The 24398-nt window shown below is 42.7% G+C and carries 26 protein-coding genes and 1 pseudogene; 17 read left to right on the top strand and 10 right to left on the bottom strand.

Going from position 1 to position 24398, the window contains the following annotated elements:
- The first annotated feature begins 168 nt into the window (after nt 1-168).
- A complete protein-coding gene (locus myaer_RS10730) occupies nt 169-468 on the top strand; it encodes a hypothetical protein (RefSeq protein WP_046662078.1) in 300 nt (99 codons plus the stop codon).
- 35 nt (nt 469-503) lie between these two features.
- Here the strand turns inward: myaer_RS10730 and myaer_RS10725 are convergent, their stop codons facing one another.
- Both myaer_RS10725 and myaer_RS10720 read right to left on the bottom strand, forming a co-directional pair.
- Complete coding sequence (locus tag myaer_RS10725; RefSeq protein WP_046662077.1) at nt 504-1436, bottom strand: DNA adenine methylase; 933 nt, start codon at nt 1434-1436, stop codon at nt 504-506.
- 15 nt (nt 1437-1451) lie between these two features.
- Nucleotides 1452-1598 (bottom strand): EcoRV family type II restriction endonuclease, encoded by a 147-nt coding sequence (locus myaer_RS10720; RefSeq protein ID WP_230400975.1) that lies wholly within the window; start codon nt 1596-1598, stop codon nt 1452-1454.
- A gap of 435 nt (nt 1599-2033) precedes the next feature.
- Here myaer_RS10720 and ftsH2 point away from each other — a divergent pair, with 435 nt between their 5' ends.
- Complete coding sequence (gene ftsH2 / locus myaer_RS10715; protein ID WP_046662076.1) at nt 2034-3920, top strand: ATP-dependent zinc metalloprotease FtsH2; 1887 nt, start codon at nt 2034-2036, stop codon at nt 3918-3920.
- Between the two features lie 64 nt (nt 3921-3984).
- Here ftsH2 and myaer_RS10710 read toward each other — a convergent pair whose 3' ends face one another.
- On the bottom strand, nt 3985-4203 hold the full coding sequence (locus myaer_RS10710; protein WP_046662075.1) for a hypothetical protein: 219 nt from the start codon (nt 4201-4203) through the stop codon (nt 3985-3987).
- A 37-nt stretch (nt 4204-4240) separates the two neighbouring features.
- Nucleotides 4241-5206: a DNA polymerase III subunit delta' gene (holB, locus tag myaer_RS10705; protein ID WP_046662074.1), complete on the bottom strand. Its 966-nt coding sequence runs from the start codon at nt 5204-5206 to the stop codon at nt 4241-4243.
- A gap of 12 nt (nt 5207-5218) precedes the next feature.
- Between holB and myaer_RS10700 the strand changes: the two genes are divergently transcribed.
- Entirely contained in the window at nt 5219-5560 is a 342-nt protein-coding gene (locus myaer_RS10700) for a hypothetical protein (RefSeq protein ID WP_046662073.1), read from the top strand.
- A gap of 199 nt (nt 5561-5759) precedes the next feature.
- Here the strand turns inward: myaer_RS10700 and myaer_RS10695 are convergent, their stop codons facing one another.
- Entirely contained in the window at nt 5760-8090 is a 2331-nt protein-coding gene (locus tag myaer_RS10695; RefSeq protein ID WP_046662072.1) for a heavy metal translocating P-type ATPase, read from the bottom strand.
- Here myaer_RS10695 and myaer_RS21320 point away from each other — a divergent pair.
- Together myaer_RS21320 and myaer_RS10685 are read left to right on the top strand one after the other, a co-directional pair.
- The gene (locus tag myaer_RS21320; RefSeq protein ID WP_158524795.1) at nt 8089-8325 is read left to right on the top strand and encodes a hypothetical protein; all 237 of its coding nucleotides are present in this window, start codon (nt 8089-8091) and stop codon (nt 8323-8325) included. The genes myaer_RS10695 and myaer_RS21320 overlap by 2 nt on opposite strands.
- Nucleotides 8326-8557: 232 nt before the next feature.
- Nucleotides 8558-8944 (top strand): type II secretion system protein, encoded by a 387-nt coding sequence (locus tag myaer_RS10685; RefSeq protein ID WP_052734179.1) that lies wholly within the window; start codon nt 8558-8560, stop codon nt 8942-8944.
- Between the two features lie 416 nt (nt 8945-9360).
- On the opposite strand, the gene myaer_RS10680 is transcribed toward myaer_RS10685, so the two are convergent.
- Nucleotides 9361-9597, bottom strand: coding sequence for a hypothetical protein (locus myaer_RS10680; RefSeq protein ID WP_201261991.1), 237 nt, complete (start codon nt 9595-9597; stop codon nt 9361-9363).
- Between the two features lie 123 nt (nt 9598-9720).
- Between myaer_RS10680 and myaer_RS10675 the strand changes: the two genes are divergently transcribed.
- The 4 genes from myaer_RS10675 (at nt 9721) to myaer_RS10660 (ending at nt 13198) form a co-directional block, all read left to right on the top strand.
- Entirely contained in the window at nt 9721-10803 is a 1083-nt protein-coding gene (locus myaer_RS10675) for a sulfate ABC transporter substrate-binding protein (RefSeq protein WP_046662071.1), read from the top strand.
- A gap of 240 nt (nt 10804-11043) precedes the next feature.
- Complete coding sequence (locus myaer_RS10670; protein WP_046662070.1) at nt 11044-11424, top strand: hypothetical protein; 381 nt, start codon at nt 11044-11046, stop codon at nt 11422-11424.
- Nucleotides 11421-12089 carry a phosphatase PAP2 family protein gene (locus myaer_RS10665; protein WP_046662069.1) on the top strand — a complete coding sequence of 223 codons (669 nt, stop codon included), beginning with the start codon at nt 11421-11423 and terminating at the stop codon, nt 12087-12089. The genes myaer_RS10670 and myaer_RS10665 overlap by 4 nt, the downstream gene beginning before the upstream one ends.
- 110 nt (nt 12090-12199) lie before the next feature.
- Nucleotides 12200-13198 carry a sulfurtransferase gene (locus tag myaer_RS10660; protein ID WP_046662068.1) on the top strand — a complete coding sequence of 333 codons (999 nt, stop codon included), beginning with the start codon at nt 12200-12202 and terminating at the stop codon, nt 13196-13198.
- A gap of 174 nt (nt 13199-13372) precedes the next feature.
- Here myaer_RS10660 and cpcA read toward each other — a convergent pair whose 3' ends face one another.
- Together cpcA and myaer_RS10650 are read right to left on the bottom strand one after the other, a co-directional pair.
- Nucleotides 13373-13864: a phycocyanin subunit alpha gene (gene cpcA / locus myaer_RS10655; RefSeq protein WP_002732914.1), complete on the bottom strand. Its 492-nt coding sequence runs from the start codon at nt 13862-13864 to the stop codon at nt 13373-13375.
- Nucleotides 13865-13919: 55 nt separating this feature from the next.
- The gene (locus myaer_RS10650; RefSeq protein ID WP_002733930.1) at nt 13920-14438 is read right to left on the bottom strand and encodes a phycocyanin subunit beta; all 519 of its coding nucleotides are present in this window, start codon (nt 14436-14438) and stop codon (nt 13920-13922) included.
- A gap of 638 nt (nt 14439-15076) precedes the next feature.
- Here myaer_RS10650 and cysK point away from each other — a divergent pair.
- From cysK to myaer_RS10620, 6 genes are all read left to right on the top strand, one after another.
- Nucleotides 15077-16024 carry a cysteine synthase A gene (gene cysK / locus myaer_RS10640; protein ID WP_046662066.1) on the top strand — a complete coding sequence of 316 codons (948 nt, stop codon included), beginning with the start codon at nt 15077-15079 and terminating at the stop codon, nt 16022-16024.
- Between the two features lie 15 nt (nt 16025-16039).
- Nucleotides 16040-16174 carry a PLP-dependent transferase gene (locus myaer_RS21635; RefSeq protein WP_149039027.1) on the top strand — a complete coding sequence of 45 codons (135 nt, stop codon included), beginning with the start codon at nt 16040-16042 and terminating at the stop codon, nt 16172-16174.
- Nucleotides 16175-16250: 76 nt separating this feature from the next.
- On the top strand, nt 16251-16787 hold the full coding sequence (locus myaer_RS10635; RefSeq protein WP_046662065.1) for an MgtC/SapB family protein: 537 nt from the start codon (nt 16251-16253) through the stop codon (nt 16785-16787).
- 315 nt (nt 16788-17102) lie between these two features.
- Nucleotides 17103-17777, top strand: coding sequence for a hypothetical protein (locus tag myaer_RS10630; RefSeq protein WP_046662064.1), 675 nt, complete (start codon nt 17103-17105; stop codon nt 17775-17777).
- A gap of 157 nt (nt 17778-17934) precedes the next feature.
- The gene (locus myaer_RS10625) at nt 17935-18510 is read left to right on the top strand and encodes a Crp/Fnr family transcriptional regulator (protein WP_046662063.1); all 576 of its coding nucleotides are present in this window, start codon (nt 17935-17937) and stop codon (nt 18508-18510) included.
- Between the two features lie 30 nt (nt 18511-18540).
- Complete coding sequence (locus tag myaer_RS10620; RefSeq protein ID WP_046662062.1) at nt 18541-19170, top strand: cadmium resistance transporter; 630 nt, start codon at nt 18541-18543, stop codon at nt 19168-19170.
- A 137-nt stretch (nt 19171-19307) separates the two neighbouring features.
- Here myaer_RS10620 and myaer_RS10615 read toward each other — a convergent pair.
- Nucleotides 19308-19577 (bottom strand): annotated as a pseudogene (locus myaer_RS10615) (transposase); the annotation flags it as partial.
- Here myaer_RS10615 and myaer_RS21445 point away from each other — a divergent pair.
- Both myaer_RS21445 and myaer_RS10610 read left to right on the top strand, forming a co-directional pair.
- Nucleotides 19561-19986, top strand: a complete 426-nt coding sequence (locus myaer_RS21445; RefSeq protein WP_162496090.1) for a hypothetical protein — start codon at nt 19561-19563, stop codon at nt 19984-19986. The pseudogene myaer_RS10615 and the gene myaer_RS21445 overlap by 17 nt on opposite strands.
- A gap of 361 nt (nt 19987-20347) precedes the next feature.
- Nucleotides 20348-22948 (top strand): ATP-binding protein, encoded by a 2601-nt coding sequence (locus tag myaer_RS10610; protein ID WP_158524794.1) that lies wholly within the window; start codon nt 20348-20350, stop codon nt 22946-22948.
- Here the strand turns inward: myaer_RS10610 and myaer_RS10605 are convergent.
- Nucleotides 22945-24063 (bottom strand): response regulator, encoded by a 1119-nt coding sequence (locus myaer_RS10605; protein ID WP_052734178.1) that lies wholly within the window; start codon nt 24061-24063, stop codon nt 22945-22947. The genes myaer_RS10610 and myaer_RS10605 overlap by 4 nt on opposite strands.
- Nucleotides 24064-24398 lie beyond the last annotated feature (335 nt).

The following is a 24398-nucleotide window of genomic DNA, read 5'->3' as shown; positions in this document are numbered from 1 at the left end:
CACCTTGGGCGAGAAGGCCCCCAGTTCCACGACCAGATAAATGCGATCGCAGGTTTTATATGTCTTCAATCGCTGAAAATAAAATCTCCCTTGACTTCTCAAGGAGATAGGGATGTTTGACAATGGGTGATAGTTACAAAAGTTCACACTAGACTGGCAAAGATTTTTATGGCTACTGACGATCGCAAACGGCGCATTCTCGATCATCTCTCCAGAAGTACCACTGGTGCTGACTATATTCCCCAAAAACCGCTGCCAATTGTGGAAACTCCCCCGGTGGCAGCGGAACCCGTGGCAGCGCCGCCGCCAGTGACTCCTTCACCGGCATTAACTGCTAAAGAGCGCAAAAGAAAGATAATGTCCCATCTTTCCATGAGTAGTGAAGATTTTGGCGAAATTACTAGCACTACCCCCCAAGAAAAGCGTAAACGCCAAATTAACGACCATCTGCGCCAAAGCCAAGGATAAATAGTAAGGAGTGAGAATTAGCAACTAGGCATCTTCTAGACTGTTCTCACTCCCTCATTTTCTGCTGTCGATGGCAATAATGACAGTTGTTGCAAATCAGTTCCTCGCTCTGGCAACAAGGGAATGTTAAAGTTAGTGATGATCGCTTCGGTGATCGGATGACGCAATTTTTCTGTGGAACCAACATGATAAAAATGCTGTTTAGTATAGATATAAAACTTATCAGCACTCCAATTTTTTTTAATTAAAGGATTGCTTCTAAACTGATTACTGTGCCAAGTGGACAAAATAAACCGACAAGAAATATCCTTTAAAATAGTAACCAAACAATCTTCATCCTCTTGAGACCAAGAGTTAAAATAATCGGTGTGTCTCCCTAAATAAGGAGGATCGAGATAGATCAAGTCTGTTTTTTGCCAATCAGATAAAGTCTCTCGAAAGTCAGCAACTTGAAAATTATAATCAGTTTTAATAAGAATATTTTCTAGGGCAATAACTTGATTGACTATTTTGGTAATATATGCTTGAGAAAATCGTTCTGATTTATGACAGTAAGGGACGTTAAACTCTCCCTTACGATTGAATCTCATCACGCCATTAAAACAGGAGCGATTGAGAAATAAAAAATCTAGAGAATTAGGAGCTTGATTAAATCTTTCTCGTACTTGATAATAATAACTTTCTCCCTGCTCCTTAAGAACTTGACCATTTTCTTGCAAAAAAAGCTTAACAGTTTTACTGGTAATAACTTGATTTTTTAGATTATTATAAAACTGGATAATATGAGTATTTGTGTCCGCAAGTAAAGCCGTTTGGGGATTAATATTAAAAGCCACCACTCCCGATCCAGAAAAGGGTTCTATCCAACGCCCAAAGCTCAGATCAGACACAATATTTTTAATATCTTTCACCAATTTAGTTTTAATTCCTTGACACTTAATCGGTGGTACAAGTGGCGTTAACTTCACTAAACACTCTCCTCATCAATAGTAATTTCTATCCACAGCAAACTTAGCTCCTGTTGGCTCGTGAATAAAGGTCAAATCAGGGTAAAAATTTTGTTGAGATACTAACTCTATCTTTAATTGGTTACATCTAGCAAAATTATCAAATATGGGAAAAAGAAGCAATTCTAGGATTTTGGAGATGATTTTCGTATCAATAGATATAGTATATACTTCTAGACAGTTTAAATTCAGTACAGCTTATCCCAGAAACCATGAGACCTTGTTAGAACAAATGAACTCAAAAATCTGGCTCTTCTCGGTTCTGTGTGATAAGTTTAACTTACACAGAAGCGATCAATCTTGGTGTCCTTTGTGTCTTTGTGGTTCGTTCCACCCCCCCGCTAGGAAGAATGTATCTTAGAATACATTTTACCCACCAAACCCAAGAGAGCCAAAATCTCTCGTCACCATTCTTGTCAGAATTATGAGAATTACGTTACATTTAGTTAAGATTTAATTGGCTGCGGGGATTAATCTCAAAAAAATAACGTAAAATCCTTGACAAAAACAGCTAAATGAGTTAAGCAAAAATCTTTATCCTAGAACCACTAAACAAACATGAAACTATCTTGGAAAACGATTTTACTGTGGACATTGCCCGCCCTTGTGGTCGGTTTTTTCCTTTGGCAAGGCACTTTTGCCACGGCCACCAGTAATATCGGCAATAACACCGCCAGTACCCGCATGACCTACGGACGCTTTCTAGAATACCTAGACAGTGGTAGGGTTGTTAGCGTCGATCTCTACGAAGGGGGCAGAACCGCGATCGTACAGGCCCTGGATCCGGAACTAGAAAACCGAGTACAACGCCTACGGGTCGATTTACCTGCCAATTCCCCGGATTTAATCGCCCGTTTACGCGATTCTAAAATTAGTTTCGATGCTCACCCGATGCGGAATGACGGCGCTTGGTGGGGATTCCTCGGTAATCTAGTTTTCCCCTTTTTGCTGATTGCCGCTCTCTTTTTCCTGTTCCGCCGTTCTAATAATATGCCAGGCGGCCCCGGTCAAGCGATGAGTTTTGGTAAATCAAAAGCTCGCTTCCAGATGGAAGCAAAAACCGGCATCACCTTTGATGATGTGGCAGGAATTGACGAAGCGAAGGAAGAATTACAGGAAGTCGTCACTTTCCTCAAACAACCGGAGAAATTTACCGCCGTCGGGGCCAAAATCCCCAAAGGAGTCCTGTTAGTTGGCCCTCCGGGTACGGGTAAAACCCTGTTGGCTAAAGCGATCGCCGGTGAAGCGGGTGTGCCTTTCTTCAGCATTTCTGGTTCGGAATTTGTGGAAATGTTTGTCGGTGTCGGTGCTTCTCGCGTGCGCGATTTGTTCAAAAAAGCCAAGGAAAATGCTCCCTGTTTAATATTTATCGATGAAATTGACGCGGTAGGTCGTCAACGGGGTGCCGGTATCGGTGGTGGTAACGATGAACGGGAACAAACCCTAAACCAATTATTGACAGAAATGGACGGTTTCGAGGGGAATACGGGAATTATTATCATTGCCGCCACTAACCGCCCCGATGTTCTCGATTCCGCTCTCATGCGTCCGGGCCGTTTTGATCGCCAAGTAACCGTCGATGCGCCCGATTTTAAAGGTCGTTTAGAGATTTTAGACGTTCATGCCCGCAATAAAAAGCTGGCTAACGACGTTTCCATCGAAGCGATCGCCCGTCGCACTCCGGGGTTCAGTGGAGCAGATTTAGCCAATTTACTGAACGAAGCAGCAATTTTAACCGCCCGTCGTCGTAAAGATGCCATTACCCTCCTAGAGATAGATGACGCGGTAGATCGCGTTATCGCGGGTATGGAAGGCACTCCTTTAGTCGATAGCAAGAGCAAGCGCTTAATCGCTTATCATGAAGTGGGTCATGCGATCGTGGGTACGCTCTTAAAAGATCACGATCCCGTCCAGAAAGTGACTCTGATTCCCCGGGGACAGGCCCAGGGTTTAACTTGGTTCACTCCCAACGAAGAACAGGGTTTAACCACGAAAGCGCAGTTAATGGCCCGGATTTCCGGTGCGTTAGGTGGTCGGGCGGCTGAGGAAGAAATCTTCGGCTATGATGAGGTGACTACCGGTGCCGGTGGCGATTTACAGCAAGTTTCTGATATGGCCCGCCAGATGGTGACTCGTTTCGGGATGAGCGATTTGGGTCCTTTGTCCCTAGAAAGTCAAGGGGGTGAAGTGTTCCTCGGTGGCGGTTTGATGACTCGTTCCGAGTATTCTGAGAAGGTCGCTACTCGCATTGATGATCAGGTGCGATCGATCGTGGAACACTGCCATGAAATTTCTCGGCGAATTGTCCGCGATCATCGCGAAGTGATCGATCGAGTGGTGGACCTGCTGATCGAAAAAGAAACGATCGATGGGGAAGAATTCCGGCAAATTGTGGCTGAATACGCCTACGTTCCCGAAAAAGAACAGTTTGTACCACAGTTATAGGTTGATTTCAATCTATATGCGATCGGGTGGGTTAAGGCTCACCCGATTTTTTTATACTAGGGATTTAGTTATCGTCATCATCATCGTCATCGTCTTTATTCTGGTCATTATCACCGTCTTTTTGCTGGCTTTCCCCGTCTTCATCGCTATCTTCGTTTTTTTGGGGGGATTCCACCCCAGGAGAGCCATTTTTCGGTTCTTCGGCTTCTTTTCCTCCCTGACAAGCGCCTAAAACCGTAGTCAAGGTTAACAGAATCAGCAAAACTAAGGATTTGATTTTCATAGTCTTTCTCCCCACTCGATCGATAAATATAACAATTTTAAGGCTTTTGGGCGGTGGATAGCTTGGCTAATGCCAAGAAAGTGCATTCCCAGACTAAACGGGGTTGAACGTAGGCTAACAGCTGCCGGCGGGTTTTTTCCAAGATTTCTAAAATCGATCGCTCTCGTCGTCGTTGCCAATCCTCATACTGAAGATAACTCACATACCATAATTGGGTTTCCGTGTCAAGAGTTTGGGCGATAATTTTGGCTAATTCCAGTGCTTGGGAGAGTTTTAGGGGAAATTTGCTCAAAGATCGCGGTAAATCTTGGGGGAGACTGTCGAGAAACTCTAAAGCGGCGATCGCTTCTCCGGGGCTACCTTGGGCTAAACCGAGAATTGCCGGATAATTGAGAACGCGAGCCTGTCCGTTAGAGCGGAGGACTTGAGCGAGATTTTCTTCCGAAAGACGCTGAAAAGGGATGTGTTGACAGCGAGAAACGAGAGTGGGTAGTAAAGAGGAGGGACTGGGAGCAATCAGGATTAAAGTCGCTTTTCCAGGTTCCTCAAGCGTTTTTAAGAGGGCATTTGCCGCCGCTTCTGTCATGGTGTCTGCTTGCTCGATCACTACCACAGAGCGGGCCGATTCGAGGGGAGGACGACTTAAAAAGTTAGTAATCTCGCGGATTTGTTCGATGCGGATTTGCGGGGGAGCTTTACGCTTGAGATTGCTTTCCTGTGCTTCTTTTGCGGTGAGCAGTTTGCCTTGGTGTTGATAAGTGGGTTCAATCCAGAGTAAATCGGGATGATTACCCCCGAGAAAGCGTTTCAGGATTAATTCCCTTGTTTCCGGCGATCGATCTCTAGTTAACAAGTCTTGGCAGAAACATTTTGCGGCCAGATTGCGTCCAATCCCCTTAGCGCCGGCGAATAAGTAAGCGGGAGCGATCGAATTGATTTCAAGCGCTCTTTGTAGTAGTTCAATGGCCTGATTTTGACCGATTAACCGTGACCAATTTATCATCTTTTCCCTGCCATGGCTCGCTATTCCTGTTCTTATTTTGTCGGAATTTCTCCCCATCAAACCGGGCTTTTATACGATGATATCCTAAGTTTGGGTGAATTTGAAATCATCAAGCGCCGACCTGATGTGTTACTTTTATCGGAAGTTCCTAACGATGCTCTCTTTCCCCAGTTGGTGAAAGTGGAATTATTTATTCATCCCCCCACTAGCTCGGAACTTCAGATCGATTTATTGGTTAAAAATCATGAGCTGCCCCTGAGAACTAATAATCGTTGTCGGCAATTTTTCCAATCTATTCACCAGATTATTACCAACAATTATCAAGGTCAATCCCTGACCAGAATTACCGCTTAACCCGATTGGTTCCTGTCTCCGTCAACTGACAAAGACGGGGACAAAATACCATCTTGGCTCTCTTGGGTAACGAACCACAAAGACACAGAATACACAGAGATTGATCGCTCCTGTATCAGTGAAACTTATCACACAAAGAATAAGAGAGTCGCTCTTTTTGGTGCTTGATGGATTGATCGAGAAAAAATCGGTAATTGCTTTAATTTTCGCTTTCCTGCGTCGATGAGAGCGGGGGAAATTGACGACGTAAAAGCAAGGAATTACTCACTACCATAACCGAACTAAAAGCCATTAAAGCTGCTGCTAGGGCCGGACTGAAAGCTAGACCCCAACGGGGCAGTAATAAACCACCGGCAATGGGAATAGCAAAGGTATTATAACCCAAAGCCCAAAAAAGATTTTGTCGGATTTTTTGCCATGTAGCCAGACTTAAATGCAGAGATTGCACCACATCCTCTAGGCGATCGCTAATTAAAACGATCCCAGCCGTTTCCATGGCCACTTCCGTGCCACCGGCCAGAGCAATACCGATGTTAGCCTGTCCTAGTGCGGGAGCATCATTGATACCATCCCCGACCATAGCCACGATTTTGCCCTCTTTTGTCTGTAGGTCGGCAATTAAGGCCGATTTTTCGGTGGGGGCAACTTCGGCATAAAATTGGCTAATACCCAAACTATTAGCGATCGCTGTCACCACTTCTTGGCGATCACCACTGAGTAAAATCACCTCTAAACCGAGTTTTTGTAACTGATTCACGGTTGTTTGAGCATCGGGACGCAATCGGTCCTGAAAAGCGATCGCGCCGAGTAATTGTTCTTCCATCCCCAGATAAATCACCGTTTTACCCGCTTGTAAAAGCTCTTGAATCCCCCAGATAGTTTCATCGATTTTAATGCCGTTCTGTGCCAACCATTGCCGATTTCCTAGAACAATTTTCGACCCCTGCACCCTTGCCGAAACTCCCAATCCGGCCACAGTTTGAAAATCTTCCCCCGTCAGGTTAGTAGGGGGAGTAACCGCGTCTAAAATCGCCTGAGCAAGAGGATGATTAGTACCACTCTCCACTACTGCCGCTAATTGTTGAATTTCCAGGGAATTAAGGATAGAAAAACTCAAACAATCGGTAATTTCTGGATGACCTTGGCTAAGGGTTCCCGTTTTGTCAAAAACCACCGTTTGCAGTTGCGAGACGGTTTCCAAAACATCACCCCCTTTAATTAAAATGCCCCGTTCGGCTGCTAAACTGGTTCCCACCAGTAGGGCCGTCGGTGTGGCTAAACCGAGAGCGCAGGGACAAGCGACCACAAGCACAGAAATCGCTAATTTTAGGGACAAAAGTAGGGGAGAAGTGGGTTGAATCAGCTCATGGTGTCCCGTGGTTGACCCTAACACCTCTGGAAAGAGCCTAGTTCCCCAAAAATACCAAAAGAGCAGCACAATTAGGGCAATTATCATGACTCCGTAGGCAAAATAACCCGCTACCCGGTCCGCTATCTTCTGTACCGGGGCCTTGCGAGTTTGGGCTGATTCCACGGCTGCGATAATCTTAGCTAGGGTGGTATCGGTCCCCACCTGACGAGTTTGCACGGCGATCGCACCGGAGAGATTGAAACTGCCAGCAATGACTAGATCTCCCATTTCCTTAACCACCGGGAGCGATTCCCCCGTTAATAAAGCTTCATCTACCGTGGTTCTTCCCTGAATAATCTCCCCATCCACGGGAATTTTTTCCCCGGGTAAGACGCGCACCCATTCCCCGACGCGCAGCTGTTCCACGGGAATGGCCACGCCCACACGGTCATCTGTACTACCAATCAGGTGAGCCACTGCCGGTTGTAGGGAGGTAAGCGCTTCTAAGTCTGCGGCTGCGCGATGACGGGAATGCGCTTCTAGAGTCCGTCCGAGGAGAATAAAACCTAACAGCATGACCGGTTCATCGAAAAAGCACTCTAAACCGAGATTAGGGAAGATAAGAGCCAAACAACTGGCTATATAGGCGCTACCTGTGCCTAAACTAACGAGAGTGTTCATATTTGGCATCCCGTGCCGTAATCCCCGCCAACCATCGATGAAAATATCGCGGCCGGGGAATAAAATGGCTAGGGTGGCTAAAGTCCAGTGAAAAGCAATACTTTGAAAGATAGGGATTTCTGGTCCCCCGATGTGGTGTAAGTGACCAATCAGGGAAAAAACCAGTAAACAACAAGCGATCGCTAATCGGTATAATTGTTGTTGCTGTTCTTTTTGTTGGTTTTGCAGCCGTTGATTTTGTTGAGAAAGGGGAGTCGATGAGCTGCGCGGTTGGGTGGGGAATCCAATCGCGGTTAATTTTGCGGCTAACTGCTCTGGTGCGATCGCATCCGGTTGGTATTCAATCACGGCAATTTCCGTGATTAGGTTAACTTGGGCCGATTTTACCCCTTGATTTTGGCTGAGTTGTCGTTCTACGGCACTCACACAGCCGGCGCATTTCATGCCTTTTACGTCTAGAGTAGCGGTTTTTAGTCCAGTTTCGGCGGCTAGGATCATGGAAAAAGTAGGCAAGGATGGTCTTTACTTCTATCCTAGAAATTCTCGGCCGATTTTTAAACTATTTTGGCGATCTCTTCCTGAGCCATTCTCGATCGGCAATAATATTAGAAGAGACTTGCCGCTCATTGTCAGTGCTTGCGGCATAATTACGAATCATACCGATTGGTGGCGCTCAATTAGGGGGGGCAGTGCGATGCCGAAGGCACTGCGTAGCAGTACGCTATCGCTGTAGGGTGCGTTCCCTAATACAAGTCCTAAGTGGGTGGGTGGAATTAAATATAAGATGAACGTAGGTTGGGTTGAAGCATGAAACCCAACGCTAAGATAACTGCTATAGTTGGCATCCAGCTTTTTGTAAAGAAATTTAAATTTCACACATAGTTAAGCCTCTTCAGCCTAAATAAACGAATAGAAACAGTTTTATTGTTCAGAAGCAAATCCAACACCTGTACTCAGGAAAAATCATGAACGCTAACTTCAAAACCAAACTGCTGCTCAAAATCGCCAACAAGAAGGCTAACAAAGGTTTCACCCTAATTGAACTCTTAGTCAATACTATTATTGTCGGCATTCTCGCAATCAGCGCCGTTTCTTTCCTAGGACAGATTTTTTTGGGCAGGAGTTTTGCCGAAAATCAACTGAGAGACCATGTTAATTCCGTTCTTAGAGAAGACCTAAAAGGAGCGAACTGTCAGGCAATAGATAGCGACGGTAACGGCTATGTCTCTTGCGACTATACGGTTGTTTCCCGACCTCAAGAGACTCGCCCGATTGAATGTGCCGCTTGGGGATGGTATGGCTTGATCAATCGCGGATGCCGCACTCGCTTTCCCAATTTCCCTAATCGCTAAGTTTTGGTGAGATGTAAAGCATCTTTTTCGGTATTTAGGGTAGATTTTGCCCCCACAAGGGTATTTGGACACACGCGATCACTAGTGTGATCGCCGATATGGTAGTGGACTGTTTCAGCTAATTTGGTGTATTAGTGCGATCGCCGATCTTGTAGGGTGCGTTAATGAAATGTAACGCACCTTATCTAATGTTCAAAATTCGTGCGTTACGCTGACGCTAACACACCCTACTGGACTGTTTCAGTGCGCTCTGGTAGGGTGCGTTAATGAAATGTAACGCACCTTATCTAATGTTCAAAATTCGTGCGTTACGCTAACGCTAACACACCCTACTGGACTGTTTCAGTGCGATAATGCAAGTCCTACTGCTCCACCAATAGATTTTGGGGACGCACCCTGCTTATTGATTGAAGTCGTTAGACCGCTTCAATTTTAGGGTAATAGTTGCTAAGGTCAGCTAACTTCACCGGTGAACCCGGGAGAGGTTTTTGAGGGCTAAAAAATTCTTTCCTCTCCATAAAGACAATAAAATCTCTATTCTGGAAGCATAAAGAGGCTTCAGGCAGATTTAAAGGCGCATTTAAGCGGTATAAATCGAATATTTCCATTTTTTTTGAGTTAATCAAGCCATTAATGGCTTGATTTATTTGCATCTAACCCAAACAGTATAATTTTTTCTTCAATGTATTGTAATTGTTTTTTATTTCGTATAGAATACGATTCTAGAAAAAATACCTAGCAATCTCCCATAAATAAACAAAGGAGCCGATGACATCGTGATCCCTGATCCTAGATCCCCAAAACCGAAAACCCTCTTACCTTTTATTTCTCTAGCTACGGCTGCCGTCGTCACAACGGGAATCGGACTAGCTTCTAGTCCCCTATCAGCATCGAGTAATCTGCTGGCAGCTGCGGATAAAGAGCAAGCTAAACAACAAACCGTGGAAATCACCCTGGTTTCCTACGCGGTGACTCAATCGGCCTACTCAAAAATCATTCCTCTATTCGTCAACAAATGGAAAAGAGAGAAAAAACAGGATGTGGTGATTAAACAGAGTTATGGCGGCTCTGGTTCCCAAACCCGCGCTGTTATCGACGGATTAGATGCAGATGTGGTAAATTTGGCCATCGGTTCCGATGTGGAACGCTTGCAAAAAGCGGGTTTAGTTAACCCCGGTTGGCAGAAAGAACTCCCCAATAATGCCATCGCCACTCGTTCCGTGGTAGCTTTAGTTACTCGTCAGGGCAATCCCAAAGGAATCCGCAACTGGCCAGATCTAGCCAAATCGGGGATTAAAGTCATTACTGCCAACCCGAAAACCTCTGGGGTGGCACGGTGGAATTTTCTGGCCCTGTGGGGATCGGTAACTCGGAATGGAGGCAACGAACAACAAGCGACCAATTTCGTCCGCAATGTCTATAAAAACGTGCCTGTACTACCCAAAGATGCCCGGGAAGCCAGCGATGTCTTCTTTAAACAAGATCAGGGGGATGTGCTGCTTAACTACGAAAACGAGGTGATTCTGGCCCGTCAAAAAGGAGAAACCGGGTTTTCCTATACTATTCCTCCGGTCAATGTTTCGATCGATCCGCCTGTGGCCGTAGTGGATAAAATAGTTGATAAACGCAAAACCCGGGAAGTAGCGACAGCTTTTGCCCAATTTCTCTTTACTCCGGAAGCGCAGCGGGAATTCGCCAAGGTGGGTTTCCGTCCCGTTAATGCTAATGTGGCTAAAGAGTTTAGTAAACAATATCCAAAAGTGTCGAATCTTTTCCCCTATACTGCGGTTGGTAGCTGGGATGCGATCCAGAAAAAATTCTTCGCTGATGGGGCGATTTTTGACCAAATTCAGCGTTAATTAGTCGTGAGCCGTCAGCTAGATAGCAGAGATAGTTGATTGCTGATGGCCAAAAAAACAGGCTCTCTTAGGTTTGGTGGGTAAAATGTATTCTAAGATACATTCTTCCTAGCGAGCGAGTGGAAGGAACCACAAAGACACAAAGGACACAAAGATTGATCGATCCTCTGTAAGTTAAACGTATCACACAGAACCTAGAAGAGCCAAAAACAAAGCTGATAGTTAGTAAATAAAAAAAAGATGTATCTACTGGACAAAATAAAAAACGGAACCTTGGTATTGATTGGTTACTTATTATCGCCCCTGTGTTGGTGGAACGATCTAATTTTTAATCTGCCGATCGCCTACGGTTTCGGTCGTTTAATTGCTTGCTTACACGCCGATTTTTTTCTGCCGGCGGCCATGGTTGGTTATTGGTTATCTAATGTTGTGGGAATTCTGCTGATGCAGTTCGGAACGAAAGAATTAATCGGTGGAGAGAAAGAAGAACGCAATTGGCAAAAAGAATTAAGAAATGGATTACTTTCCTCGACAGTTTATACTTTAGTAATCCTAGCTTTGCTGCATTTTCAGGTTTTAGAAATGCCCCTGTTATCCTCGATCGCCACTTTTTCCCCGTGATTGCCAAAACCTACTTAAACAATAGCTTATTTTTCTTAGCCATCTTGTTAACATCGCTAAGTTTTACGGATTTAGCGATCGCTATTGACCAGCATCCCCAAGGATTTGCTTGGGAAAAATTCCTGCTGCTATCTATTCATCAAACTACTAATTTAAACCTAAATTTTTTGGCCATAAAACTAACGGGATTGGGTACTTATTGGGGAGTAGCCCCGATACTAACAATTTTACTGCTGATTTTTGCCCTAAAAAAATACTGGTATGGGTTCGCTTATCTTCTTGTAACTATGGCGGGAGGTTGGGCAATTAGTTATAATCTCAAGATTTTTTTTCATCGAAACCGCCCGCAATTTTGGCAGTTATTTTATCCGTTACCCGATGATTTTGCCTTCCCTAGCGGTCATGCTTTATTTAGTTCCCTGTTAGTGGTTTCTTTACTGATCCTATCTTGGAGAACGCGCTGGTTTTTCGGGGTAGTTTTACTGGGGATTCCCTTCGTCTTAGTTATTGCCTGGACTCGTCTTTATTTAGGTGTTCACTTTCCTAGTGATATCCTTGCCGCTTGGCTTTTAGCGATCGCTTGGTCTTTCCTATTTCATATCTGGTGGCAACAGTTATTAGAGACACCCAAGGCGATCAACACCCAAGAGAAAATTAATAATTAGTTGACCGACTTGCTGCCAAAAAAAATATCACGCTATACTTAAATTTTTGGAGAAAGCTAATCAAAGCCCTATAGTGATTATCATTTGATACTCGTCGCTGACACTGAATCATGAAACCAAAACTGCGTCAAGGGAAGGGTCTATCCCTGGGACGGTTTCACAGCCGTCCCCTTGCTTTTTTCACTTTAGTTCTCCTCTGCATTTTAACCTTTACCTTAGCCCCGTCATCGCCCCTGATGGCCACGTCTAAATCTGAGACTAAGATAGACTTTGTATCGCCGGGGTGGGTAGCACAAAATCTCAACGATCCGAAGTTAAAAATTCTCGATGTGCGGATTAATCCTTTAGAATATATCACCGGTCATTTACCGAAAGCGGTGAATATAGCCGACAATAATTTTCGTGGTCCAAACGGATTTTTGCCGGTTCAATATTGGCAAGAGGATAAAATTGGCAGTCTCTTTGCCGCCGCGGGAATCACTAATGGCGATCGAGTGGTAGTATATTCCGATGGTCGCGATGTCTTGGGGGCAACCATGGTGGCCTATTTACTAGAGCGCTCGGGTTTCCGAGATGTGGCGGTCTTAGATGGCGGTTTTAAGGGTTATAAGGGCTCTGAACAAAAGGTAACTAAAGAATTCCCTAAATATCAACCCGGGAGCTTTACTGTCCGTGATAATCCCTCGATTCGGGTAAATTTAGCAGAAGTAGAGAAATTGATCGGCAAACCAGATGTGGTTTTTATCGATCCTAGACCGGAAGAACTTTTTCAGGGGAAACAGGATATCTGGCTGAGAAATGGTCATATTCCGGGGGCGAAAAATATACCCTGGCCGACTTTTACGGAAGCGAATAATCCCGATGAATCCCTGAAAAATCCTCATAAATTGAAATCTTTAGACGAAATAAGGAAGATTCTTGCCCAAAGCAACATCAAGCCCTCGGATAATATTATCGTCAGTTGCAGTACCGGACGGGAAGCGACTTTACAGTATATTGTCCTCAAACATCTGCTCGGTTATCCCAAGGTGCGAATTTATGAGGGTTCTTGGACAGAGTACAGTACCACAGATCTGCCCGTCGCTACCGGGCCAGAAAAAGCGGTCTAAAATCAAGTTTGTCGGTTTATACTCGTTGTGTTTAACCATCTTGCCCAAGATGGTTTTTTTGTTAGGGTAGGTTCCCGACGACGACCAAGTTAGACGGACGCAAAAAAACCTCGGCGCTCATCCCGAGGTGAATTTAGGAGATTTGAGCTTGTGTTGACGTGAAGTTGACGTAAATTAGCTAAGGGCGTTGATCACATAATCGATGTAGGAATTAGCTTCTACAGCAGCATCCCCACTTAATCCGTGATTGGTTTTGATGTATTTTAAGGCTTCGATATACCAACTAGGAGATAGTTCAAAGGCACTATTAATTTCACTCAAACCGGCGACTAGATATTCATCGATCGGGCCTGTACCGCCTACCACGAGGGCATAGGTGATAATCCGGATATAGTAGCCGATATCGCGAACGCACTTGGATTTCCCCCGCTCATCGTAGGCATAGTTCGGCCCCTGGAGTTGGGTGGTGTAGGGAAATTTTTGATAGACAGCGTTGGCTGCTTCTTGGGCTAAACTGGGGGCTTTTTGGGCGAGGATTTTTACCGCTTCTAGGGTGATGGCGGCCTGACGGAAACGACCGAAGGCTACTTGTAATTCTGCACTGCTGAGAAAACGGCCTTGGGAATCGGCAGTAGCCACCGCTTCGGTTAAAGGTGTCTTGGTCATCGATGGAATTGCTCCTACAAAAGTTTAATCGGATTGAGAGAAGAAAGTCACAGCATCAGGAAACTGCCGCCGCCGCTCGATCGAAGTAGGAAGCGACTTCTGCTAGTAAAGAACTGCAATCCCCGCGAGTGATCCCGTTGGGATCGGCCGCTAGGGCAAGGGAAGCGTCTTTGAGCTTGAGAATTCCGGCCGCAACAGAAGCACCCGGAACTCCTAGGGCGACGTAGGTTTCCCGGAGACCATTCAAGGCGCGATCATCGAGGATGCTGGCATCGCCGGTGAAGGTGGCATAGGTAACGTAGCGCAGGATAATTTCCAAATCCCGCAAGCAGGCGGCGGCACGACGGTTTGTATAGGCGTTGCCACCGGGGGCAACTAAAACGGGCTGTTCTGAAAACAAACTACGCGCGGCATCGGTAACGATCGCAGAAGAATTACTGGAAAGACGATTGACCACATCCACGCGTTTATTACCATCTTTGACGAAGGCAATTAGGGCATTGACTTGATTCTCGCTCAGGTATTCCCCGCGGGTATCGGCCTGGGAAACGACTTTGGCAAAGGCATCTAACACCATAGTTTTCATCTCCTATAATGATGATTGGTTTCGGCAAAATATCGAGGTAAATTTTCTGGCTTTTCTTTATTTTTCCGATAAAGTATCTAGGAGTTTTTTTCTTGGGACTATACTATCGTCCTTGAAAAAAGTTTTACTCTCCCTTGGCCAGATTTTTTGTATATCGAGGAACAATTCTTTTAAATTGAATTTAGCGTTTATTGACGCTCCTAGACACACCTCGTTTTTGCCATAAATTATTTTATAGACGATATTTTCACCTTTATTTATTAAAAATTGTTTCCTAAAAAAACAGCAAAAAAATAATTTTTTAGGATAAATCTCAGAAAACTTTTCCAAATGTGTAACCCTATACTAAGAAAAAGTATCACTCTTTTCATCTCTCTAATAATTCCTTTAAGTTATTTAAACAAATGTGCTTTTATATACTAATAATAATTAACTAAATTGAGAAAAATTTCCCAAGACGATTTTATCGATTGTGCTTTGATATACCAAAAAGAAACTATCAAGGCAAAAAAATCGACGGGGATAATCCCCGCCGACGCACTGTACTCCAATCTAAAAAGTATTGTAAAACATCTTAAATACATATATAATCAAAAATAGCCAACAAGTATAAAGCAAGTGGGATTATGCCGATCGCAAGAGACATCACCCAATTGGTAGGACGGACTCCCCTAGTCCAACTGAATCGAATCCCAGTAGCAGAGGGAGTAAAAGCCCGCATCGTCGTCAAACTAGAAAGTATGAACCCCGCCGCCTCGGTTAAGGATCGCATCGGGGTCAGTATGGTGGAGGACGCTGAAGCCGCCGGACTAATTCACCCCGATAAAACAATTCTGGTGGAACCCACTTCCGGCAATACCGGCATCGCCCTGGCCATGGTAGCCGCTGCCAAAGGCTATCGCTTAATCCTGACTATGCCCGAAACCATGAGTTTAGAACGACGGGCGATGTTAAAAGCCTACGGAGCGCAATTAGAATTAACCCCGGGTAGCCAAGGCATGAAAGGAGCGATCGCCAGAGCCGAGGAAATAGTCGAAAACATCCCCAACGCCTATAGTTTGCAACAGTTCCGCAACCCGGCTAACCCGAAAATTCACCGAGAAACCACCGCCGAAGAAATCTGGACCGATACCGACGGCCTGGTAGATATCGTTATCGGTGGCGTGGGAACCGGGGGAACCATTACCGGTATTGCCGAAACCATTAAACCCCGTCGTCCCCAATTTCAAGCGATCGCAGTTGAACCCTCTAATAGTCCCGTCTTATCGGGAGGACCACCCGGGCCGCACAAAATCCAAGGCATCGGCGCCGGTTTTATCCCAGCCATTTTCCGACCGGAATTAATCGATGAGGTGATTATCGTCGATGATACAGAGGCTTTCGCCTACGCGCGACGGTTAGCTCGTCAGGAGGGACTACTATCGGGCATTTCGGCCGGGGCTGCTTTATGGGCGGCGATTCAGGTGGGCAAAAGACCCGAAAACGAAGATAAATTAATCGTCATGATTCAGCCTAGTTTCGGGGAACGTTACCTCAGCACGGCCCTGTTTAAAGACCTCGAAGATATCGACTAATAGGACAATAAATTGATGGAATTTGAAACGAGGGCAATTCATGGGGGGCAAGAACCAGACTCTAGCCATGGGGCGGTAACGGTTCCCATTGATCTCACTTCCACCTATAACACCAGCTTTACTAGGATTATCGATCGGGATCGAGAATAGAAACGATTTAAAGCGGGATCTGGAAAAGGCCTTGATTAGTTAGGCGAAGTTTTTATCTCATTTGATGGGTTAAGCAATGTTTTTTGACTCGGAAGATTGGCAAACGATTATTTTTCGGCTCAGTATGGCTATGGCCGTCGGCTGTCTGATTGGTTATAACCGACAGCGAGGCGGTCGTCCGGCTGGATTGAGAACTTTTATCATCGTTAGTCTCGGAGCTGCCATGTTCGTGATGATTCCCCTACAAGCGGAAGGAGATGTGGGTTATGCGTCTTCTAATGCCCTCAGTCGCACTATTCAAGGGGTCGCTTCTGGTGTCGGTTTTTTAGGGGCGGGAATCATCCTACAACAGTCCCATCGGGAACTAAATAAGATACAAGTAAAAGGTTTGACTTCGGCGGCGACTATCTGGTTAGCAGCAGGATTAGGGGCCGCTTCTGGCTGCGGTTTATGGCAGATGGTTCTCGTGGGTACTTTATTCACTCTCTCCACTTTAAGTGGCATTAAACGACTGAAGAAAAAACAACCTTTAGCCAAATATATTAAAGGTCGGAAGAAAATATCTCGGATCAATCAAGAAATAGACTCATCGGATAATTCAGCATCTCATTAATAACGGAGGCAGGAGGCGGTCGGCAGGAGGCAATTTTTGTAAAGGGAATTTATACCCCGCCCCAAAAACTTTTCGCCTTAAGGCGAGGTTTTAGACCAGATTTTTTCGATAAAAATTATTTTTCTATTAAAAGGGTATAAGCTTTTCTATAATAGTTTTTAGCTCAAAAAGTTTATATTTTATCTGCAATTTATTAGTTAAAAAATATAATAAATTTTTTATAAAATTTTCTGTATATAGATAACACACAAGTATTTTATATGATAATATTTAGATTGAATAACCAATTTTTTGAATATAGGAGAAAATCAAATTATGATCAACCGAAATAAGAGTTTTAAAAACCTCAAAAATCAAGTTTTCCGGCTGCTGATTTTCCTCTTAACTGTCACTTTGCTCCTCGGGGGAAGGGGAAATGCGATCGCCTTGCCGCTACTTCCCGAACAGTTGGCTGTCATCGACCGTGCCACGGCAACCGGTGGCACTGTGGTGGAACCAGTTAAGAAAAAAAATGAGGTTTCTAGGTCAAAAATTCTCGAAGATGCCCAAATTGCCTATGAAAAAGCCATCCAAGCGACAAAATCGGCTATCGATGACCTAAATGCTCAACTAGCCGCCCCTTCTCTCGACAAGAAGATTATCGAAGCTCAACAGGACAACCTAGAGGACTTAGCAGATAATATTGACGATCTAGGGGAAAAAGTGAGCAAATTAGGGAAAAAGTTGACAAGTTCTGGGGCTAAACTCGGTGAAACCCTGCAAAACAACCTTATTACCCTAGAAAAGAGCCTCGTTAATACCTCCGAGACGATCGATATCTTAGCCGACGACACCGAACGACTCAAAGACAATGCTTCCCCTTTCCTGAAAACTCGCGTGGAAAAGACCATCGACGCAGTTAAACAGACTCTACAGGAAAGCGATCGAGCTTGGCAAGAACTGATCTCCTCGGCGACGACGGAACTGGAGAAGACTAGCACCCCGAAATAAATAGGGCTTGCAAGGGCATAAAATCAGTCTTTTTTGGGGTAATTATCGTTTTTACCCCAAAATCTCCCAAAAAGCCTTAACTTGTCTAAAAAGCCCCTTTACCGACAGCCTTGTGCTTTTTACTAGCTAAGTACCTAATCAAAATTAATTATCAATCATGACGCTTACCTATCAACCACCAACCCCCCATCGCTGGCACTTTGATAATCGGGCAATTTTGCCCCTCAGAAATCCTAATTTCTGGAAAATCGAGAGTGGAGTCGTGAAAACCTCCACCTGGTTAGAAGATGGAACCCTCATCGTCTTGGGATTGTGGGGACCCGGCAGTTTTGTTGGCAAAACCCTAGAGAGAGTCAATCCCTATCAAGTTGAGTGCATTAGTCCTGTGCAAGCAGTTTCCTTTTCCACAGTTGAGAGTTATCAAATGGCAGAAATTCTGCTGTCTCATCTTCAGCAAGCACAAGAACTAAGTATTATTCGTAGCTACAAACGTACTGATGTTATGGTCCTGAAATTACTGTCATGGTTAGGCAATCAATTCGGCAAACAAACCGGTAACGGACAATTAATTGATGTGCGTCTAACTCATCAGGATATCGCTGACTTATTAGGAACTACTAGAGTCACAATTACCCGCGCACTTAATCATCTTGAACAACAGGGGGCCGTGGAACGTCTTCCCGTCCATCGTCTTCTTTTACGAGAGGAGGAAATCTGGCACTACGAGATTTAGAATGGGAAGGATTATCCCTTTTTTCAATCTATGAATTGGTTAGTAGCCCTTTTAATTACTAGCGTGACGAGTTTTGTAGCCACAAATCTCGATGATCTGATGGTGCTAATGTTGTTTTTCTCGCGACTTAATGCTAATTTTCGACCTCGACATCTGATTATCGGTCAATACCTCGGTTTTACCCTCATTCTCCTAGCTAGTTCCCTCGGTTTACTATTTGGGTTACTGGTTTCTAAAGAATGGATTGGTCTATTAGGATTTATACCGCTAATTATTGGGATTAAACAGCTTTTTTCGTCAGACAATGAGAATATTCAAACAGTAGCGATCGATCTTAATCATTCCTCCCCTCCTGGATCGATTATTACTCCCGAAACCTATCAAGTTGTGGCTGTAACAGTGGCTAATGGTGGTGATAATATTGGTATCTATACCTCTCTTTTTGCCAATAATTCCCCGATGCACGTCTTAATTATCATGATAATTTTTTATCTCATGATGGGGATTTGGTGCGTCCTAGCCTATTTTTTGATTACCCATCCCAGGATAGCTAAAGTGCTTACAAACTACGGACATAAAATTAGTCCTTTTATCTATATTATTCTAGGAATTTATATCTTAATTGACAGCAAATCTTATCGTTTATTTTTAATGTCTTAACCAAGAATGCCTAAAAATCGTCTTTTAAGTAGGGAGGTAAAATTATTTGTAGGATGGGTTAGCGGTAGCGTAACATGAGCAGGCGTTGGGTTTCATGCTTCAACCCAACCTACGTTCTCTTGAAAAGTTATAAGTACCTAGGCAAAATTAATTACATACTCGCCTCCAAAATTGTCCAGCACTTTTTTAACGTAAGCGAGGAGGCTCTTTCGGTCTTTATAGGCGCTAAATTCAATCCATTCATATTTTAAAAATCTCCATAATATTTCAATTAAATTTAAATGAGGTGAATAAGTGGGCAACCAAAATATTTTCAAGTTTTTCTTTTCCCATTCCTCAAGTTTCTCCATAAATGCCTCGCTGGTATGAATGGAAGCTTGGTCGATTATTATGACAGTTTTTTTCTGTGTAATCGTTATCGGTTCAAAGGTTAACTTTGATAATGTTGCGAATCTCAGCATCAAAGAAGATACCGACTTTTACACTCAAACCTTTAGCGTTAGCAGCAGTCAATTCTCTACAAGTACCAGTAATGTAATACCTACTGCCCCCTATTCCCCTCAATTAACGAATAATGGTGTCGTTAATCTGGGGGTTATAAGCAATGCTCAAAGCACAACTCCAAGTGAAACAGAAGATCAACTCGAACAAGAACCTTTCGGCTCATGGAATGCCCAATTATACTTTGCTAGTAGTTTATTAGAAGATTGGGAATTGATGCACAGTGTCCCTAAAAGTGGCTTTCTTCGATCGATCATCACTCCCTACGAGACACTCCAGGATTTGATAGTCCTTAGAAGCAGTTACAGAGTTTAATTGAGTGGCTGGCAAAAATGAGGAAAGTAGAATGATTATTAGTCTTATGTTCCAGATTCCGCACTTCATGATCAATAAATACCACATCCGCATCTAAAAGAAGCTATCATACCTTGTATCTGACGGTTCGCTCATTTTCCACATATAGTGTTTTTGGATTAAGCTATCCACTGCCTGTAGTGGCATAAGTTGAACTAATACCACTACAGGTAGGTTTAATCAGTCATTGAAACACTACCTATAGTGATTCCCGAACCGAGAGTTGTATTTCGCGAGTTTCTCGATGACGGTAATGAAATTTGATCTATCTCGCTGGCTTTCCCTGAAAATCCTTCTGACGGTTCCTTTTGTTGTGCAGTTGATGATTGTGATCGGCGGTATAAGTTGGCTGGCTTACTACAGCACTTGGCAAGCGATTAATCTGTTAACACTTTCCTTGCTAGAAGATATTGGCGATCGCTTGCAAGGGGAAATGGACAATTTTTTAGAAAAACCGATTGCTCTCACTCAAGAACATCAAGATTTAATTGATTTAGGAATCTTAAATCTCAACGACTTAGAACCTTGGGGCTCTTATTTATACAAACAGTATCGAAACCATCGCCATGATTTTCTTACTGCTTTTATGGTGAGTAATCAAGCCAATGAATTTCGTGCAGCCGGTCACACTTATAACAAACAAGGTCAAATCCTTCAAGGGTTAGCGGAAGTAGGAAGAAAAACGCAATATAATTACTATGGTTATTCTTCTCTAGAAAATTATCAAAAGAAACGCAATCCCAAAATCCTCGCTAATCGATATAAAGTGACTAACAGACCCTGGTACACCCAGGTGATAAAAACGGGCAAAATGCAATGGACTCCCTTATTTGCCCATAAAGTTTTTCAAAAACATTTAGTAATAAACTTCTCTCGTCCCCTCTACAATGGGAAGCGTTCTCAATTATTAGGGGTAACATCTATTCAGGTAGATTTGTCCTATCTAAATAAATTTTTGCAATCCCTGAAAATTGGGCGCACGGGTAGCGTCTTTATTATTGATAAAAATGGTTATTTAATTGCTACTTCTAATGGTCAAAGTCAGTTAGAAGTTGTTAATGGCAATGCAGTTCCTTTGTTGGCAACTAAAAGTCCTAATCTTATCACCAAAAAGATATCACAAACATTACTCAATCTACCAGTAAAAAAAATTGAAAAACAGTATTTTTCTTCATTAGTTATCAACTCTCAAAAGTATTTTGTCTTAGCACTTCCACTCCAGCAACAAAATGGACTGCAATGGTTAGCAATTATTGTAATTCCACAGGCTGATATTTTAGGGAAAATTTGGCAAAATCAACGTCTCACTTTTCTGCTATCTGTCTTAGCTTTATTGATGGCTATTATTATTGGTTTAATTTCTGCTTATTACATTACTCAACCGATTACCCGATTAAGTCAAGCAACCTTAGCCTTGTCCGAAGGAGATTGGCAAAAAAAACTTAAAGCAAGTTCGATTACTGAACTGCAAAACTTAGTTCAAGCCTTTAAAAAAATGGCGTATCAACTAAAGGAATATGTAAAAAAACTTCAGTCTCAAGAACAACAATTAAGACAGTTTTTGGAAGCAATACCGATTGGTATTACAGTTTATAATTCGGAAAAACAGCAAATTTTTATCAACAAAGAAGGCAATATTTTATTGGCTGCAAGCCTAGAATTTTTTGAGAAAAATATGCAGAAAATTTTAATAGGAGAATCATTTACTCTAGATGATATAACTATTAAAGTCAATCACCAAAGTATTGTAGTTAAGATATTGGGAAAGCCGATTTTTGACGAAGCCAATGAGATTATCTTTGCTCTGATTATTATTGAAGATATTACCGACAGAAAACAAGCGGAAATACTTCTGAAAGATTATAACAAAATCTTAACACAAGAAGTGAAGAAACAGACTGAAGAACTTGCTGATGCTAAAGAAAAAGCAGAAATCGCCAATCAGGCTAAAAGCATTTTGCTAACCAATATGAGTCATGAGCTAAAAACACCCCTTCATGCGATTTTAGGGTTTACTGACATAGTTGTCAATGATCCGGCGTTGCCAAAACACTTAACTCAATCCCTCAATATTGTGCGAAAAAATAGCAGAAATTTATTTTTATTAATTACCAACATTTTAGACTTAGCTAAAATTGAAGCTGGAAAATTATCAATACAGCCTCAATCTCTTAACTTTTTAGACTTTATTCGAGATATTGAAGCAATTTTTCAGCTTAGTAGCGAGATAAAAAACTTAGATTTTCAGGTTAGTTTTCTCACCGCTTGTCCTCGCCTAATTCGAGTTGATGCAACTAAGTTACGACAAATCTTGTTTAATTTGCTCAGTAATGCCTTTAAGTTTACATCTGTGGGAAGCATTTCTTTAACAGTCTCCTTGCAAAAATTAGATCAAGAAAATGCTCAACTTAATTTTTGGATAGAAGATACAGGAGTCGGGATTAGCCAGTCGGAACAAGAACTACTGTTTAACGCTTTTTATCGAGGTCAAAATCCTGATCCTTTAATTGAAGGAACGGGTTTGGGGTTGATGCTAACTCAAGAGTATATTAAACTTTTAGGCGGTAGTATTAGCTTAGAAAGCGAAGTGCTTCAAGGAACTCGGATTTATTTTTGTTTACCAGTCCAAATTTTACAAGCAGAAATTCAGACTGAGCAAACTAATTTGGTAGCAAAAGACAAGGTAAAAATCAGTAAATTTATGTCATTAACTCCGAAAATTATTGAAGGTATATCACCTCAATGGTGTCGCGCTTTCTATGAGGCTCTAACTGCACTAGATGAATTAACAATGCTGGGATTACTTGCAGAAATTGAGCCTGATTATCCCCAATTAACTCAAGATTTAGGCAAATTAGTTAAGGCGGTTGAAATTGACCGATTGATAGATATTTTTTCACTTTTGCCTACTGAAGATAATTAAAAATGATTAACTATAGGATGTAAGGTTATACTAACACCATCGCCTAATTTAGTTCCATGAACTTCAATAATTTGGCTGGCGAGATTGATAATCTCGGAGAAGGGTTGGCCAGCTGTTACTAGGTTAATTAATTTTGGCAGCCAATCCAGTTGTTTTTTTTGCAAAAATGAGACACAACTTGAACCACTTTTAATTAGCTCAGAGTCAGCGGGAAAAAGTTTGATAAAAATTGGATTAACGAGAATAAACTCAAAATCAATAACTTCTCCAGTTTCTGGACTACGAATAGCGGATAAAGCGGCAATTCCATAGGGAGCATAATTGAGAAGACTAGCTAAAATTGATCGAGATTGGGTCAAGGATTCGATAGTTTTTTGATGAGATTCAATTTCTGTCTTCAAGGCTCGGCGTTGAGATTGAAGTTCAATTTGATAGGAGACTCTCGCTAAAACTTCAACCGGCTCAAAAGGTTTGGTAATATAATCACTAGCCCCCAAACTAAAGGCTTTTACTTTGTCAGTTAAATCACTAATAGCACTGAGAAAGATAATAGGAATTTCCTTATATTGTGGATTTTCTTTTAGTGTTTTACAAACTCCATAGCCATCTATCTCAGGCATTAAAATATCTAAAAGAATTAAGTTGGGATTAATTTTATCAATTAGCTCTAGGGCTGTCCGACCATTCTTAATGGTACGAACTATGTAATTATTTTGAGAGAGAATTTGCTTGAGAAGCAACAGGTTTTCCAGTTGATCGTCGATTAATAAAATAACAGATAAATTTGCCTCTAAACAGTTTGGCGTATAATTTTCTAGTTCATCGATGAAATCTTCCTTGTTGTTCATCGTTTTCTCGATAAATACGCCAAAATTTTTCTTGGTTATTTTAGTTTTAAACAATGTTGATAAGTGACGGAAAAGCTGAGAGGCAATATTGCGGGTGGTACCTGGACTAAGATAAATTTGATTGGCAATTTTTTCATAACTATGCTGATCAATGATTCCTTTAATAATCATTTCTTCTTGAAGACTTAAGGTACGATATTCACTTAAATAGAGCTTTTTTTGGAGAAATTCGATGATGATTTCAGAGGTGAGGGGATTGAACTGCATTGGGATTTTAGATTCTGGATTAAGCTGTAGTAGAGGAGTTTGTGATCCTAGCACCTTGAGGAAGCTCAAGGTCATGACAAAAATGACAATTTTACAGAGATCCTTTAAGGCAAGTCAACTTATAGTGAAGATTAATGACGAAAGTGGTCAACGGAAAGTGACTTCACCCTCCAAGTCCCTATGGTCAACCCCAACGCTCTATCTACTCAGGAATCTCGGAGCAAAATCCCTGCAAGTTTGTCTGTACATAAGCTTCAGCAATTTTGATCGCTACTTCCCGACAAGTCTACTGTTCAACCTAACCACGCTAGTGGACTTCAAACTTAATTGACCTT

The organism is Microcystis aeruginosa NIES-2549 (assembly GCF_000981785.2).
Classification (GTDB): domain Bacteria; phylum Cyanobacteriota; class Cyanobacteriia; order Cyanobacteriales; family Microcystaceae; genus Microcystis; species Microcystis aeruginosa_C.
The sequence above is the reverse complement of the archived record's forward strand: the minus strand, read 5'-3'. Positions and strand labels throughout refer to the sequence as shown.

Bases quoted from the DNA above. Each gene is read 5' to 3' on its own strand.
- myaer_RS21320 (WP_158524795.1), top strand. From the start codon at position 8,089: ATGGAAAAAGTAGGCAAGGATGGTCTTTACTTCTATCCTAGAAATTCT.
- myaer_RS10685 (WP_052734179.1), top strand. From the start codon at position 8,558: ATGAACGCTAACTTCAAAACCAAACTGCTGCTCAAAATCGCCAACAAG.
- myaer_RS10670 (WP_046662070.1), top strand. From the start codon at position 11,044: ATGTATCTACTGGACAAAATAAAAAACGGAACCTTGGTATTGATTGGT.
- holB (WP_046662074.1), bottom strand. From the start codon at position 5,206: ATGATAAATTGGTCACGGTTAATCGGTCAAAATCAGGCCATTGAACTA.
- myaer_RS10695 (WP_046662072.1), bottom strand. From the start codon at position 8,090: ATGATCCTAGCCGCCGAAACTGGACTAAAAACCGCTACTCTAGACGTA.
- myaer_RS21445 (WP_162496090.1), top strand. From the start codon at position 19,561: ATGACAGTTTTTTTCTGTGTAATCGTTATCGGTTCAAAGGTTAACTTT.
- myaer_RS10610 (WP_158524794.1), top strand. From the start codon at position 20,348: ATGATTGTGATCGGCGGTATAAGTTGGCTGGCTTACTACAGCACTTGG.
- myaer_RS10710 (WP_046662075.1), bottom strand. From the start codon at position 4,203: ATGAAAATCAAATCCTTAGTTTTGCTGATTCTGTTAACCTTGACTACG.
- myaer_RS10730 (WP_046662078.1), top strand. From the start codon at position 169: ATGGCTACTGACGATCGCAAACGGCGCATTCTCGATCATCTCTCCAGA.
- ftsH2 (WP_046662076.1), top strand. From the start codon at position 2,034: ATGAAACTATCTTGGAAAACGATTTTACTGTGGACATTGCCCGCCCTT.
- cysK (WP_046662066.1), top strand. From the start codon at position 15,077: ATGCCGATCGCAAGAGACATCACCCAATTGGTAGGACGGACTCCCCTA.
- myaer_RS10605 (WP_052734178.1), bottom strand. From the start codon at position 24,063: ATGCAGTTCAATCCCCTCACCTCTGAAATCATCATCGAATTTCTCCAA.
- myaer_RS10620 (WP_046662062.1), top strand. From the start codon at position 18,541: ATGAATTGGTTAGTAGCCCTTTTAATTACTAGCGTGACGAGTTTTGTA.
- myaer_RS10660 (WP_046662068.1), top strand. From the start codon at position 12,200: ATGAAACCAAAACTGCGTCAAGGGAAGGGTCTATCCCTGGGACGGTTT.
- myaer_RS21635 (WP_149039027.1), top strand. From the start codon at position 16,040: ATGGAATTTGAAACGAGGGCAATTCATGGGGGGCAAGAACCAGACTCT.
- myaer_RS10635 (WP_046662065.1), top strand. From the start codon at position 16,251: ATGTTTTTTGACTCGGAAGATTGGCAAACGATTATTTTTCGGCTCAGT.
- cpcA (WP_002732914.1), bottom strand. From the start codon at position 13,864: ATGACCAAGACACCTTTAACCGAAGCGGTGGCTACTGCCGATTCCCAA.
- myaer_RS10630 (WP_046662064.1), top strand. From the start codon at position 17,103: ATGATCAACCGAAATAAGAGTTTTAAAAACCTCAAAAATCAAGTTTTC.
- myaer_RS10700 (WP_046662073.1), top strand. From the start codon at position 5,219: ATGGCTCGCTATTCCTGTTCTTATTTTGTCGGAATTTCTCCCCATCAA.
- myaer_RS10680 (WP_201261991.1), bottom strand. From the start codon at position 9,597: ATGCAAATAAATCAAGCCATTAATGGCTTGATTAACTCAAAAAAAATG.
- myaer_RS10625 (WP_046662063.1), top strand. From the start codon at position 17,935: ATGACGCTTACCTATCAACCACCAACCCCCCATCGCTGGCACTTTGAT.